This window comes from Wansuia hejianensis (assembly GCF_014337215.1).
GTDB lineage: Bacteria > Bacillota > Clostridia > Lachnospirales > Lachnospiraceae > Scatomonas > Scatomonas hejianensis.
Genome location: NZ_CP060635.1, coordinates 2,479,683 through 2,494,239, shown reverse-complemented (window position 1 = coordinate 2,494,239; position 14,557 = coordinate 2,479,683). Strand labels below are relative to the sequence as shown.

Genomic DNA, 14,557 nt, shown 5'->3' with positions numbered 1-14,557 from the left:
GGAGTGTATTATGTCGGATTTTGTGAATAACAATAGAAAATTACTGGAGGAATATGTCCGCCTGTCCCATTGTTCGGGAGGACGGAGTGATTACGTACAGGGCGGGGGAGGCAACACTTCCGTAAAGCTGGCGGGTGGGAAGATGGCTATCAAAGCGTCGGGCTACCGCCTCAGTGACGTCGGCACGGAGCAGGCGTATTCCGTATTAGATTATCAGATGCTGAGAAGCTTTTACGGCGGTCATGAGGCAAAAGATTTCCAGGACGTGGAAGCGGCAGGAGCTGCGCAAACGAAGCAGGCCCAGTGCAGGATCGAAGGGCTTCCAGAGCTGCGCCCGTCTGTGGAAGCCGGTTTTCATTCGATCCTGGGGCGTTTTGTTTCGCATACACACAGTGTATACGCGAACCTGGCCTGCTGCACAGAAAGCTGCCGGGAAATCCTGCAAAGGGTCCTGGATGGCGCGGATTACCGCTGGGGCTGGGTGCCCTACTCAAATCCCGGGGCAAACCTGACCTTTGCAGTACAGGAGGAAGGCAGACGTGTAAAAGAATCACAGGGAGAAGAGCCGGCCGTGTATTTCATGCAGAATCACGGGCTGGTGGTCCATCATTCAGAATGTGAAGCCTGCCTGGGAATACAGGAGGACGTAAACCGGCGCCTTGCAGAATACTTTGGGCTGAAGCTGGAAGAATATCCGGAAGTAGTATTGCAGGAACTAGAAGAAGGGCTTTACAGAAGCGAAATTCCATTCCTGGAGCAAGCGTTCCGAAGTGGTATTTATACGGAAAATCATCTGCTTTACGCTCCGCTTTGCCCGGATCAGATGGTTTTCCTGGTGGGTACATTTAAGACGGAAGGCGGCCGGATGCCCGGACAGGATTGCTGTACAGCCGACCCGGAGACGGGAAAATTATATTTCAGAATGAGCAAAGGAAAGGCACAGGTGACGGCGGAGGTATTGCTTTCTGTGGTGTTTCTGGAAGAACACATCCGGAATGCCGGATATAAGACGGCAGTGCTGGGAGAAGCTGCGCAGGAATTCGTGAATAATTGGGAAAGTGAGAAATACAGGAAATCTCTTTCGGGTGGGGCGGGGGCAGAGAGCAAGAAAAAATGAAATTTGGTTTTGTGGCGAGGGGGAGGGGTGGATGCCCGGACGAAAAGCAGCGGGAGACCTCCGGCAGGCCGCAGCCTTCCATGGCGCCGTCCCTGTTCCGACCCGCCTCCCCTCAGCCTTTCGTCCGGGTATCCACAACACCTCCCCCTCACCGATCAATTGGAAGTTCAACCATAATCTGTTTGTACGCCGTTAGAGCTGGCGATAGTGCCTCTGGTCTTTTTCTGGCGGTAGAGCTGTGTTTGTGTTATACTTAAGAATATTATAAAGACATTTTTTGCTGGATGTTGTTTCTGGCGGCGGTTATGGAGGTGTAAGATGAACAGTATATTTGACAGAAAAAGTATTCGGAAATTTAAAGAGAAAAAGGTTGGGGAAGAGGAGATCCGGCTTCTTTTGAGGGCAGGTATGTCGGCGCCCACGGCCTGCAACCAGAGGGAGTGGGAATTTGTGGTTGTGACCGATGAGGGAGTGCTCGGTGAGCTTGCAGGGACCAGTCCCTATGCGAAGCCGGCGGAGCATGCGCCGTTGGCGATTGTACCGCTGGGGAATTGTGGAGCGATGAGCCATCCTAAGTTTTTTGAACAGGATCTGGGGGCGGCCTGTGAAAATATCCTGGTGGAGGCTGTGGAGCTGGGACTGGGAGCTGTCTGGATGGGTGTTGCGCCGGATCAGGAGAGGATGGGGCAGGTGTCTCGGATTCTGAAGCTGCCGGAGCATGTGAAGCCATTTGCGATCCTGGCGGTGGGCTATCCGGACGAGATCCGTGAAGCAGAGGACAGGTATGATGAGACAAAGGTACACTATAATAGATATTGACTGTTCTTTCCAGTCAGATATGCTATTATAAATTGTAGTTATCAGTAAAACGAAAATACACACCGCAAAAAAATCTTGAATATATTTCTGGAATCTGTTATGGTATAAACATGAAGGATGCAACCGCCCACAAGTGGTTTGACCTGCGAAAGAGATAGAAAATACCACCCTGACATCTGCCAAAGTTTCAAGGGTGGTTTTTCTATGCGATGCTAATGACTAATCAAGTAAATGAATGTCAGTAGTGCAATCAAAAATAATCCGAATTGTATCAAGTCGTTGAAGCTGAATTTGTTTTTCATAAGCCCCACCCCCACTCTATGTAAAATGAGGTCAACACCATCCTGTACCACGATTGTTCCTTGAGATCAATATAACAGAATTTATCATGACAATCAAGAAAAGACCTGAATTGGCTATTAACAACTTTATTGAAATTTTTATATTGATTCAACATTATCCTATACCACGATTGTTCCTTGAGATCAATATAACAGAATTACTCAGGGCAGTCAAGAAAAGATTGCTTGGGGCAGACAGAGTTGGCGGTATGTTGGACGTTTCGTCCGGAACCAGAGCCTGACACCCTCTTTTGCATACGATAGTATGCCTGAGATACCTTTTGCCAGTCGGTAATAGCAGAAGAGAACTTTTTCCTTCACTGGATTTGCTGATTTTATAATAGAAACCCTGAGCGCATTGATCGCACGAAGTTTCCGTACACAAAAGTTTTCAAACTGGAACACCTGCTTTTTACAGCGAAAATACTCTTCAATTTTCCATCTGGAAAAGTAGATCCGTGCCATCCAGATGACATCTTCTTTTGAACGGATCTCTTTATTAGTGGCAAGCATCATCTGGTGTTCTGTAATACCATAAACCAACACGAGATAAATATCTTTTCTGGATGCCGTGATCTGTACTTTTACATGGGAAAGGTATGCATCATGATCTTTCACTTTGTAGAAGATACTGGTTTTCACCTTGCCTTTGCGACGGTTACGGAGTTCTGTTGCAGGGGTCCATTTACTGGGATTAAAAAGTTTGCGGTTCGATTTGAGCCGGATCACGTAATCCTGTTTAAGCTCATCCAGCTTTAAAAACATCTTATTGTCATCATAGCCACGGTCCATGGCAAACGTTGCATGGTCAAACAGAGCAGCTCCCTGCTGCATGGCCTCAAAGGTTATGTTATTAGCAGATTTATAATCTTTCTCGGAAGAGGAGTGGATTCTGGAAAAGATGCTGACCGGGTGATTGCTTTTTGTAAGGACACAGGCTTCCGTGACATGGTAACCTTTCTTGTAAACATTTTTAGTGGAGGTGCTTTCAGAACCATCGCGGACGATACCGAGAGCCTAAAAATGATAACCATCGGGTTTGACGACATCGCTGTCATCGATGTGAATTACCGGTTCATCAGGAACCCATTTTTTAACGGTTTGAAGATAGGAAGCTGCCGTCAGCCCAGGAACGCCACGGTAGAGATGTTTAGAAAGGGGATCAACAACATTTATTTTTTTGGAATTTTCGGGAAGCTGATCCGTAACATCCGTCAGCAGGCAGCTGTTGGCGACAAGCATACCGTAGGTCGTGTCAGCGGTAAATTTCCGTTCTGGTTTAGAAAGACATTTGGAATTTATTTGAGAAAGTTAAAATTTTCCATTTCATTTGTTAAGTATTTGATGTACAATTAACCACAGGTAATCCTCATATTTTGGGGATTTTTTGAAAGTTGTGTATAAGGGAGGCAGTAAAAAAAGGTGAGTGGATAAAACTGCGGAAACTTTATATTAACAACTTTATTGAAATATTTATATTGATATGTTATAATACATATGTCAGGGTAGAACCTGCTGGATTGAAATAATAATGTTGTAAATAGAGAAGAGATTGCTATTTTATAAAATTAACAACTCTTCTTTATTTCTGTTATCAGCCGCTCGTCTACCGGAGGCACTATCACCAACTCTAGCGAAGCAAAAGCAGATTATGGATTTTGGTGAATTCGCACAAAGGATCTGTGCAAAATTAGAAAACCCTGCACAAATTATCAGATTATATGTTGACAAACAAAAGCCCCCATGCTAGAATATGTCATAACAAAGTAACATTACTATATAATTAAATAGGGAGGAGTTACATATGAAACGAAAAGCGTTATTATCAATCCTGCTGGCAGCTGTTATGACCGCGGGAATGGTTGGCTGCGGCAACAGCGCGGAGACGTCCGGGTCGGCATCTTCGAAGGGATCGTCGTCAGCCGCCTCGTCATCATCAGCCGCTTCGTCGGCCGCATCATCTGCATCATCTGCCGCATCAACATCGGGGGCATCGTCAAAGGAATATGACTTTGTCTATCTGTCACCCTCTACTGAATCCGAATACTGGCAGTATGCGGAGACAGGAATCCGCAATGCTATCCTGGATCTGGAAGAAGAAAAGGGAGTTAAAATCAATTTTACCGTGAGCGGTCCGGCTTCTGAATCAGAGACTGACGCCTATATCAAAGCATTTGAAAGTGTCATCGCATCCAGCCCGGACGCAATCATTACAGCCACCCTGGCTCCGGACGGAACCGTTCCGAAAACTCAGGAGGCTCAGAATGCCGGTATCTATGTAAACTTTGTAAGTATGGGTCTGGAAGGCGGAGATTCTCATAATTATGATGATTTCTACGGCGTACATTACTACTGCAACAATACTGTGATCGGCGAGACAGCCGCGGCAGCTATGTTGAAGGCGTTTGACGAGCGCGGAATTGAACCAAAGGGTAAAATCGGCATGCATATGTCAGTGGTTGTAGAGACTCTCGAAGAGCGCATGAACGGTTTCAAGGCTTATATGGCGGAGCACGCTCCGGATCTGGAATGCCTGGACACGCTTTATAATGAAAATGATGTGAATAACGCTCAGTCCAATGTGGAGACACAGATTTCAACATACGGAGATGAGCTGATCGGCCTGTACGGCGGCAATAATGTATCCGGCGACGGCATTGCACTGGCTCTGGGCAGCGCAGGAATGGGCGATAAGGTAGTTGGTATCGGCGTTGATTCCGACAGCCTTGAGATAGAAGCCCTGGAGAACGGAAACCTGTATGCAATCGTCGTTCAGACGCCATATGAGCAGGGGTATAATGCGGTTATGAATGCTTATACATACCTGGAGACCGGTAAGAATACAGAGACTGAAAAACATATTGACTGTACTTCCCAGGTTGTAACCGCTGAGAATATGGACACCGAAGAAAGCCAGGCGCTGCTGAATCCGAAGATTCTGGCAAAATAAAAGACGGATGAGAAAATAAGAATTACAATTATAGCTGCAGTTAAGTCTCCTGCGGCCTGGCTGCAGCAGCAGGAAACAGCGGTTTCAGAATAATATATGAGCCGTGCCCTTAGATGATTTCGTCTATAGTGCGCGGCTCACAATGTAATGATTGAGAAGGTGGTGGCTTTTATTATGGAGGATACGATTCTTAAAATTGAAAATGTCAGCAAAAGCTATCCGGGTGTGAAAGCGCTTAAGCATATCAACATGACGATCAAAAAGGGGGAAATCCGGGCGTTTCTGGGAGAAAATGGGGCTGGAAAGTCAACACTGATCAAGTGCATTATGGGTGTGGAATCTCCGGATGAGGGTTCGGTCAGCATTAACTGTGACGGAGAATGGAAATCCCCCAAAAACCCGGTGGAGAGTAAGGAGCTGGGGATGTTCGCCAATTACCAGCACGTGAATATAGCGAAAGAGCTGAGTATAGCGGAAAATTATTTTCTTGGTAGGCTTCCGAAGACAAGGGCCGGTTTTGTGGACTGGAGGAAAATGTATTCGGACAGCCAGAAGGTAGTGGATAAGTTCGGGATTGACATAGATCCCAGGGAAAAAATCAGCAATCTGACCGTAGCAATGCAGGAAATGGTTACGATCAGTAAGATTTCAGTGAATGATACGATCAGGCTTGTGATATTTGACGAGCCGACGGCACTTTTGGAAAACGATAAGGTGGAAATCCTGTTTCGATATATACGGGAACTGAAGAGCCAGGGAGTCAGCATTATTTATATTTCTCACAGGCTGGAGGAGATCATAGAAATCTGTGATACCGTTTCTGTTCTGAAGGACGGCGAATATGTGGATACAAAAAATGTCGCCGATGTCACAAAAGACATGCTGATGTCTATGATGGTAGGCCGTGAGATCGGTGATATATACAATATCAGCCATGCGGTGTCAGGTGAAGAGCTTCTGAAAGTCGAGGGCCTGAGCCACAAAAAGTATTTCAGGGATATCAGCTTCCGTCTGAAGGCAGGGGAGATTCTGGGGTTTTCCGGACTGGTTGGAGCGGGAAGAAGCGAGGTAATGCGTGCGCTTTTCGGGCTGGAAAAACTGGAGGCAGGAGAGATCTACATAAAAGGGAAGAAGGCGTCAATCAATTGTCCAAGGGATGCCATCCGCCAGGGAATTGGTTTCCTGACGGAGGACCGGAGGCTGGACGGCCTGGCGCTTCCTCTCAGTATTGAAACGAATATTAACGCAGCTTCTTATGATGAGATCAGCAGATTCGGCCTCATTAACCTGAAAAAGGAACGGAAGCGCGCGGAAGAATATAAAGAAAAAACCAATATTAAAGCGCCCAATATAGAACAAAAGGTGGAAAATCTGTCCGGAGGTAATCAGCAAAAGGTTGTAATTTCTAAGATTCTCTGCGGAGGCCCTGATATTCTGATCTTTGATGAGCCGACGGTTGGCGTCGACGTGGGGGCAAAGCAGGAGATTTATAAAATCATGGAACAGCTGGTGAAGGAAGGAAAAGGTATCATCCTCATATCCTCCTATCTGCCGGAGGTCATGGGACTGTCGGACCGCTGCATTGTCATGGCAGAAGGAAGAATCACCGGCATGCTGAACAGAGAAGAACTGGGGTTAGTCACGGAAGAAACGATGCTGAAGATGGCATCGACATCTGAATAAAACAATTGGGGGAAATTGACATGAAAGATAAAAAGCGTGATTTCAGTATTTTTCGGAGAACAGAATTTTCACTGATATTGATTATTCTGGCGCTGTTCCTGATAGCCACCTTTGGAACCGCAAATTTTTTCACAGAATACAATCTTATGAATATTCTGAAGCAGTGTTCCATCAATGGAGTCATTGCGATCTCTGCCACCATGATTATCATTACGGGAGGCATAGACCTGAGCTGCGGCGCCATCGTCGGCATGAGCACTCTGATGGTAGCCATGGGACAGGCGAGATGGGGACTGCCTATCGCCGCTTCCATTCTGATAGCGATTTTGGTTGGAATTGTCTGCGGGCTTTACAATGCGATTATCATCAATGAATTGAACGTACCTCCGTTTATTGCCACTCTGGGCAGCATGACGATCATTCGGGGGCTGATTAAAGTCATCAGCAACGCGGGCACCATTGCCGGGCTGAAGCAGGAATTCACATATCTGGGCGCAGGCTCCTTCCTGAAAATACCGTATCTGGCCTGGCTCTGGATTGCGGTTGTAATTGTAGGGTTTCTGATTTTAAAATATACTACCTTTGGAAGGAATATCTATGTTCTGGGAAGTGGGCAGGAAGTGGCGAAGCTCTGCGGCATTTCGATCCGGAAGACAGTTTATATGACTTATGGGTTTGCGGGGTTCCTCTGCGGAATTGCCGGCGTCATGCTGGCGGCCAGGATTAACAGTGCGGTTCCGACTGCGGGTCAGAGCTATGAGATGAATGCGATAGCAGCTTCGGTCATCGGCGGAGCCTCTCTCTCAGGGGCAAAGGGGGCCGTATTCGGTACGGCGCTGGGCACTGTGCTCATGACGTTGATTGACAATGTAGGCATCCAGTTTGGCATCAATTCGTTTATCATGGAGATCAGCACCGGTGTCCTGATCACGATTGCCGTTGTGATCGACCAGCTGAAGAACAGAAAAAGCAAGTGAAGGAGGTAACTGCGATTATGAAGTATATCATTGGAGCTGATGTAGGAACACAATCGATTAAAGTTCAGCTGTATGACCAGAACATGAATCTGGTGGCTAAGACGAATACGCCGCAGTATGTGGACACTCCGAAGCCAATGTGGGCGACCCAGAAAGCGGAATCCTGGTGGAAGATTGTGAGAGATAGCATACAGAAGGTGCTGAAGGATGCAGGCGTATCCGGCGGGGACGTGGCTGCTTTCGGATGCTGCGCCCACATGCATGGGGCAGTTCCCGTAAGGGTGGACGGTTCTGTGGTGGAAGAAGATGTACAGCTGTATTGCGATAAGAGAGGAAGCAGAATCGCTGAGGATCTGGCGGAGCATCTGAGCGGGGATGTGTACCGCGAGACGGCAAATGCGCCGATCGCCTCCTGGCATGGAGTGAAAATACGCTGGCTGAAGGATCACAAGCCGGAGGTCTATGAAGCTGCCGATAAATTTCTGACGCCGAAGGATTACATTAATTTCAAAATGACTGGTAAAACGTGTATCGATCCGTCGGAGGCTTCCGGCTCTTTTGCGATGAACTGTGAGACGGACGAGTGGTCCGACCTCCTGATCGGCACCCTGGGCATCGACAGGGAAAAGCTTCCGGAAATCAAAAAGGCCTATGAGATCATCGGGCATGTCAGTGAGAAGGCTGCGCAGGAGACGGGCCTCAGCACGCAGACGGCTGTGATTACAGGCGGAGGAGACATGCTGAGCATGCTTTATGTGTCTGGAATGAACAAGCTTGGAAGCGTGGTAGATATCACTGGCACAGGAGCTACAATTCAGGCATATACGAAGAAACCGGTCATGGATAAACGGATTATGAATCTCCGTCATGTGCTGGACGGCTGGGTTCCTTTTGGAAATATTGATTCCGCGGGTGGTGCATTCCGCTGGCTGCGGGATAACCTGGGGAAGAAAGAGGCGGAGGCAGCCAGAAAAGAGGGAAAAGACGATTACGCCTGCCTGTGTGAGCTTGCGGAGCAGATCCCGGCAGGAGCGGACGGGCTTTATTTCCTGCCGTATCTGATGGGCGAGCGTACCATGGGCAGTGCGGATTCCCGGGGCTGTTTCATCGGACTGTCCCTGGAGAAGAACATCGGCCATATGGTGCGGGCGCTGCTGGAAGGCGTAGCCTTTGAGTTCAAGCGTACCCTTGACATTTTCGAGGCTAACGGGGAGAAGATACAGATGGTATATCATTCTGGCGGAGCTGCGAAGGGCGATACCTGGAATCAGATTAAGGCGGATATATATAACGTGCCCATCTGCACATTGGAAGCAGATGAGGGCGGTGTCCTGGGCGCAGCGCTCATGTCAGCTGTTGCCGTAGGGTTTGTAGACGATCTGGAAAAAGGAGCCGACCGGCTGCTCAAGGTGAAAAAGACCTACCAGCCGAATCCTGCCAACAGAGAAATTTACGACAAATCTTATCAGGTATTCTGTGAGCTGCATGATGTGCTGCAGCCATCTTTTAAACATATGGCAAAAGTGCAGGAGGAGAAGTAGACATGGATTTCAGCAAAATAAAAAACACGGCCATCGCGAAACGGGTACGGGAGGAAGGCGCCGCGCTGGTTGCGAGATGCCATTTTGGAGTACAGGGCCTGACCAAGACAGAAGAGGATGTGAAGAAAGCTTTGTACCGCCTGCTGGATACCGGTTTTAAACCTGTAGCCTTCGATACAGAGCCGACATTTGTGAAAATGATCCGGGAAATAACCGGCGGGAGCATCCGGCTCCACGCGGCGGTGTCCTATCCTCTGGGTAGGATGACGCTGAAAAAGAAGCTGCAGGATCTGGAAAATCTATTGAACATGGGGGTAGAGGATACCTGTGTGTGTCTTGACTGGCAGGCGGTCTTTTCCCACCGTTACAGCGATGTGGAGAGAGAGGCCGCGGCCATCATGAAAGAATTTGACGGAAAATTTTATAAAAATGCCTTTGTCATACCGGCCACTCTCCTGAGCGATACAGAGATGATCGAGGTGCTGAAGGCGCTGGATGCAGCGGGTGTATATTCCGTAAAAGTAAATCCGGGTTGTAAGCTGGGAGTATCTTATGAGGAAGTGATGCTGATCAAGCGTCATTTCCCCAACCGTTTTGATATTCATCCGTCCGGCAATATCCGAACACTGGAACAGTTTGAAAAATATGTGGAGCTGGGCTGCCAGGTCATCCATACGGCCAGCACATTGGACATTGTGGAAAGCTATATGCAGCGACAGCTGAAGTTATATGGAGGGCTGGACGAATGAAATACGCGGATAAGATGGAATTTTCCAATATTCAGTTATATGAAGTAGGAGATATGCAGCTTGAGAATCTGGTACTCAAGGCTCTCCGGGCCGGCGCTAACACCGTAGTCGTTGGCCCCTCCGGGCTGCCTCTTGTAAACAGCCTGCTGAAGCCGGAAGACGGCGTCCGCATAGACTGTGCACTGTCATATCCCTCAGGCGCATATCTGACCTTTCAGAAGGTACAGGAGATTGAAGACATGCTGGCGGAGCCGGTACACATTGATGAATTCTATATTGTGATGCAGGTGGGAACTTATCTGAGCGGCCACTCAGACATGATGAGAGAAGAGCTGAAATCCCTGGTGGCAGCAGCAGGAGCCATACCGGTGAAAATTGTCACTGAAATCAGTGCATTCAGTAAAGAGCAGATGAAAGAAGTCTGTGACGCGGCTGCGGAGGCGAAGGTGAAAGGCATGGTTATTTCAGCGGATTTTAAGCCCTATGATATTCCGGAGCCGACGATTGAGCAGGTGAAGGACTTTGTAGAGGCGGCAGCCGGACGCTTCGAGGTGATCGGCGCGGGGAATGTAGCAGAAGCCGGCCGGTTTCTGGACATGCTCAATGCTGGTGTTACAAGGGTGAATACCCCGGCCGGTTTTGAAATATTAAAAGAATTGAATAAAGAAGCCTGAACACAGGACGGATCAAGGGGCAGGGCGTGTTGACAAAAGGGAAATTTATGCTAATATAAGTATTAAAGATACTACAATCCTACATTGACAGGCAATTGTATGCTGTAAGATTGCAGCAACCATGCCGGGGGAGGAAATATGCTGCTTGAAAAAAAGCTGGATAAGACAACACCTGTTCCGTTATACTTTCAGCTTAAAGAGTTAATCATGGCTGAGATCAAGAATGGCACCTATCCGAAAGACAGTGCGATACCGACGGAAAAAGAACTGAGCGATATGTTTGATATCAGCCGCACAACTGTGCGGCAGGCTATTGCCGAGATGGTTCAGGAAGGATGGCTGTACAGGGTGAAAAGTAAGGGAACCTTTGTATCGCAGCCTAAAATCAATCAGGATTTTATCCAAAAGCTGGAATCCTATAATGACCAGATACGGAGGACGGGGAGAACGCCGCATACGGAGGTACTGGATTTTAAAGTAATTCAAGCGACGCCTGAGGTGGCGGACCGCCTGAAGATCCAGCCGGAAGATAAGGTGATTTATCTGCAACGGAAACGGTATGCCGACGATGACCCTATTGTTGTATTGAAAACGTATCTACCTTATGAACGATGTTCCTTCGTCATGGAACATGACTTTGAAAAAGAATCATTGTATTCTGTTCTTTCCAGAGATAATTCCGTACAGGTACACTGTGTGAAACGTCTGGTGGAAGCTGTGGAGGCCACGGCCAGCGATGCGGAGAAGCTCAACATGAAAAAAGGGAAACCCATTCAGTTTTTTACCTCTGTTGGATTCAACGCATTCGGGGAGCCGATTGAGTTTTCTCTTGCCAGATACCGCGGAGACAGAAGCAGTTTTGAAGTAACCGTATTTACTGAAAAATGAAACCAGAGAGATCCCAAATGTCAGGTACAGGGCAGGCGGGATCTCTTTTTATACTCCAGATTACCCCGTGATGCATGGCCCTGGCGGGGAGGGGAGATGAGAATGAACAGATATGATCTGGTAATGTTTGATATGGATGGGACGCTGATGGATTCAAAAGTATTTCATCAGGAAGTATTTTACCGTTTTCTCAATGAATATGTAAAGCCAGTTACCAGGGAAGAAGTGGAAAAGGGGCTTGGGGCGACAGTCCGGGAGATCTTTGACAGTGTGGGAGTGGCAGAAGAGGATTTGCAGAGACTCTTTCAAAAACTGGATTATTTCTGCAAGACACAGGTGGACGGATTGGCCATACAAATCCCCGCCGCCGGAGGCGTCAGGGAGACGCTGGAAGTGCTGAGAGCCAGAGGGGTCCGGACGGCGCTGCTGACAAACTCAATGGAAGCCGTAACATTGCGCATGCTGGTCACCCACGGCCTGGAACAACTTTTTGATGCCATATCCGGTGCAGATTATGTTTCTATTGACAAGACGGGGCGCTGCAGGCGTATAGAGAAGTCTTTGGATGCACGGCGTATTCTGTACGTGGGGGATGCGGAGAAAGATATTGAGTTGGCCAGGGAAATGGGGTATGACAGTTGCTTTGCAAAGTTTCACTTTGGATGGTATGGAGATGCAGATTATATATCCTGTGTGATGAAGCCGACCTATATAGTGGAAAAATTGACGGATCTTCTGAAATATGTTTAGAAAAGGTGTAAAAGCTATTTACAATTTGATTTTAATGTTATATTATAATGTTATAACAATACATCATTACATCGTAAAGACAGAAAGGATGTGAAAACATGAAGATGGAAGGATTTGCCCATGTAGGATTGTATGTAAATGATATTCAGAAATCGCTTGCTTTCTATACAGAAAAGCTGGGATTTCAGCTGATCTGGGAATCTGTCAATCAGTGTGAAGCAGGAGAGGTATTGGTCAAATTCGTGAAAAGCGGAAACAGCGTGATCGAGCTGGTTCAGTTTCCATTTGCCATCGACCGGAAGGATGGCTGGTTCGACCATATCGCCATGAACGTGGAAAATATTGACGAAGTGATGGGGATTTTGAAGGAAAAAGGAATAGAATTTGAGGAAGGGTCATACACTCATGCGCCCCAGACATTCCAGGGAGGTTCCAAATGGGTGATGTTCCGTGGACCGGATCAGGAGCATATAGAACTGAATGAAAAATTATAAAATATATAAATGAGGTGAGTGACTATGTTAAATGTACAACCGGCAGTAAAACCAACGATTTACTTTATTGGCGTGACGACAGGTAAATCCTCCATCATGCGCGTATTTCCCAAATGGGCGGAGGCTCTGGGGCTGGATGCTGAGATCAAAGGCATTGATTTTAAACCCCATTCTCCTGGAGAGGATTACAGAGAAGCGGTGGAATTCATCAAAAAAGACCCGCTGTCCATGGGAGCTCTTGTAACGACCCATAAGATTGATTTATATAATGCCTGCAAGGATCTCTTTGAATACCTGGACCCCTTCGCGCTGAAGCTCGGTGAGATTTCCAGCATATCCAAAAAGGATGGAAAGCTCTGCGGCCATGCGAAAGACCCGATTTCCAGCGGATTGGCTCTGGAGCATTTTGTTCCGGAAAACTACTGGAAAGAGCATGGTGGAGATACCTTTTTAATGGGTGCAGGCGGGGCAGCCCTGGCCATGTCATTGTATTTCGGCCAGGAAAAATCTGGTGACGATATTCCGAAAAAGATCATCATTTCCAACCGAAGCCTCCCACGGCTGGAGTCAGCGAAGAAGATTCTGGAGGGACTGAATCCTGCGATCGAATTCGAATATTTACATACCCCGTCACCGGAGGATAACGACAGGATTCTGGCATCCCTGAAGCCCCATTCCCTGATTGTCAACGCAACCGGGCTCGGCAAGGATGCCCCTGGCTCGCCCCTCACAGAACGGTGCTCTTTTCCAAAAGACAGCCTGGTGTGGGAAATTAACTACCGGGGAGAGCTGGTATTTATGGAGCAGGCGAAAGCACAGGAGAAGGAGAAAAACCTTTACATAGAAGACGGATGGATTTACTTCATCCACGGCTGGACACAGGTGGTGGCAGAAGTGTTCCATATTGACAATATTGCGGAAAAAGTTCTGATGCTCAGCGAAGTTGCAAAAAATGCTTAACAGGAGGATAAGGAAATGAATCATTTTGACTGGGATCACAGTTTTTATGTAGATTTTGATCTGGCTGCAGGTTTTTCTGAGAAAGCGGAGCCTACCCGGCGGTATCTTTCCCAGATGAAGGATATGTATTATGATTCCGCGGCGGCGGAAAAAATTCTAAAGACGGAAGATCCGCTGATCTATGAGTTTTATGAGCTGGGATTTCCGGAGAGGGAAGGGGATCTCGCTTTCGGAACAACAATTCTCTATCCCGGCAAGGTGGGAAACGAATATTTTATGACAAAAGGTCATTTTCATACGAAGCTGGCAACTGCGGAAGTCTACTATACGTTAAGCGGTGAGGGCTGTATGGTTATGGAAAATCCGGAGGGAGATACTCTGGAAATGCCGCTGGTCAAAGGGCAGGCCCTGTATGTGCCCAGAAGGTACGCCCACCGCTCGGTGAACACCGGGAAAGATCCACTGGTTATGTTTTTTACCTTCCAGGCTGATGCCGGACATGATTATGGCACCATTGAGACAAAGGGCTATCACAAAATGGTAGTTGAAAAGGGCGGAGAGACAGCGGTTGTGCCGAATCCGAAGTGGTGAGACACGAGAAGGCATGCGGAAGG

The 14,557-nt window shown here is 47.6% G+C and carries 15 protein-coding genes; 14 read left to right on the top strand and 1 reads right to left on the bottom strand.

All coding sequences use genetic code 11. The features are described from left to right. Positions 1 to 10: 10 nt before the first annotated feature. A complete protein-coding gene (locus tag H9Q79_RS11575) occupies positions 11 to 1,117 on the top strand; it encodes a class II aldolase/adducin family protein (protein ID WP_249328339.1) in 1,107 nt (368 codons plus the stop codon). Between the two features lie 318 nt (positions 1,118 to 1,435). Then, on the top strand, positions 1,436 to 1,936 hold the full coding sequence (locus H9Q79_RS11570; protein WP_249328338.1) for a nitroreductase family protein: 501 nt from the start codon (positions 1,436 to 1,438) through the stop codon (positions 1,934 to 1,936). Between the two features lie 512 nt (positions 1,937 to 2,448). Here the strand turns inward: H9Q79_RS11570 and H9Q79_RS11565 are convergent. Further along, a complete protein-coding gene (locus H9Q79_RS11565) occupies positions 2,449 to 3,180 on the bottom strand; it encodes a transposase (RefSeq protein WP_330597001.1) in 732 nt (243 codons plus the stop codon). Here H9Q79_RS11565 and H9Q79_RS11560 point away from each other — a divergent pair. The 12 genes from H9Q79_RS11560 to H9Q79_RS11505 all read left to right on the top strand — a co-directional run bounded on the left by H9Q79_RS11560 (position 3,163) and on the right by H9Q79_RS11505 (position 14,534). Continuing rightward, entirely contained in the window at positions 3,163 to 3,633 is a 471-nt protein-coding gene (locus H9Q79_RS11560) for a hypothetical protein (protein ID WP_249328337.1), read from the top strand. The two genes, H9Q79_RS11565 and H9Q79_RS11560, sit on opposite strands and share 18 nt — an antisense overlap. Positions 3,634 to 4,081: 448 nt before the next feature. Further along, entirely contained in the window at positions 4,082 to 5,227 is a 1,146-nt protein-coding gene (locus H9Q79_RS11555; RefSeq protein ID WP_118644151.1) for a substrate-binding domain-containing protein, read from the top strand. Positions 5,228 to 5,401: 174 nt separating this feature from the next. Beyond that, positions 5,402 to 6,910: a sugar ABC transporter ATP-binding protein gene (locus tag H9Q79_RS11550; protein WP_118644219.1), complete on the top strand. Its 1,509-nt coding sequence runs from the start codon at positions 5,402 to 5,404 to the stop codon at positions 6,908 to 6,910. 20 nt (positions 6,911 to 6,930) lie between these two features. Continuing rightward, complete coding sequence (locus H9Q79_RS11545) at positions 6,931 to 7,887, top strand: ABC transporter permease (protein ID WP_118644153.1); 957 nt, start codon at positions 6,931 to 6,933, stop codon at positions 7,885 to 7,887. A gap of 17 nt (positions 7,888 to 7,904) precedes the next feature. Continuing rightward, a complete protein-coding gene (locus tag H9Q79_RS11540) occupies positions 7,905 to 9,428 on the top strand; it encodes a xylulokinase (RefSeq protein WP_249328336.1) in 1,524 nt (507 codons plus the stop codon). A gap of 2 nt (positions 9,429 to 9,430) precedes the next feature. After that, positions 9,431 to 10,177, top strand: a complete 747-nt coding sequence (locus tag H9Q79_RS11535; RefSeq protein WP_118644159.1) for a hypothetical protein — start codon at positions 9,431 to 9,433, stop codon at positions 10,175 to 10,177. Next, positions 10,174 to 10,851 (top strand): hypothetical protein, encoded by a 678-nt coding sequence (locus tag H9Q79_RS11530; protein ID WP_118644161.1) that lies wholly within the window; start codon positions 10,174 to 10,176, stop codon positions 10,849 to 10,851. The genes H9Q79_RS11535 and H9Q79_RS11530 overlap by 4 nt, the downstream gene beginning before the upstream one ends. A 138-nt stretch (positions 10,852 to 10,989) precedes the next feature. Beyond that, positions 10,990 to 11,739, top strand: coding sequence for a GntR family transcriptional regulator (locus H9Q79_RS11525; protein WP_118644163.1), 750 nt, complete (start codon positions 10,990 to 10,992; stop codon positions 11,737 to 11,739). A 102-nt stretch (positions 11,740 to 11,841) separates the two neighbouring features. Next, the gene (locus H9Q79_RS11520; protein ID WP_249328335.1) at positions 11,842 to 12,489 is read left to right on the top strand and encodes an HAD family hydrolase; all 648 of its coding nucleotides are present in this window, start codon (positions 11,842 to 11,844) and stop codon (positions 12,487 to 12,489) included. Between the two features lie 98 nt (positions 12,490 to 12,587). After that, the gene (locus tag H9Q79_RS11515; RefSeq protein ID WP_118644167.1) at positions 12,588 to 12,983 is read left to right on the top strand and encodes a VOC family protein; all 396 of its coding nucleotides are present in this window, start codon (positions 12,588 to 12,590) and stop codon (positions 12,981 to 12,983) included. Between the two features lie 24 nt (positions 12,984 to 13,007). Further along, positions 13,008 to 13,943 (top strand): shikimate dehydrogenase family protein, encoded by a 936-nt coding sequence (locus tag H9Q79_RS11510; RefSeq protein ID WP_118644169.1) that lies wholly within the window; start codon positions 13,008 to 13,010, stop codon positions 13,941 to 13,943. Between the two features lie 15 nt (positions 13,944 to 13,958). Beyond that, positions 13,959 to 14,534, top strand: coding sequence for a glucose-6-phosphate isomerase family protein (locus tag H9Q79_RS11505; RefSeq protein WP_118644171.1), 576 nt, complete (start codon positions 13,959 to 13,961; stop codon positions 14,532 to 14,534). Positions 14,535 to 14,557: the final 23 nt, after the last annotated feature.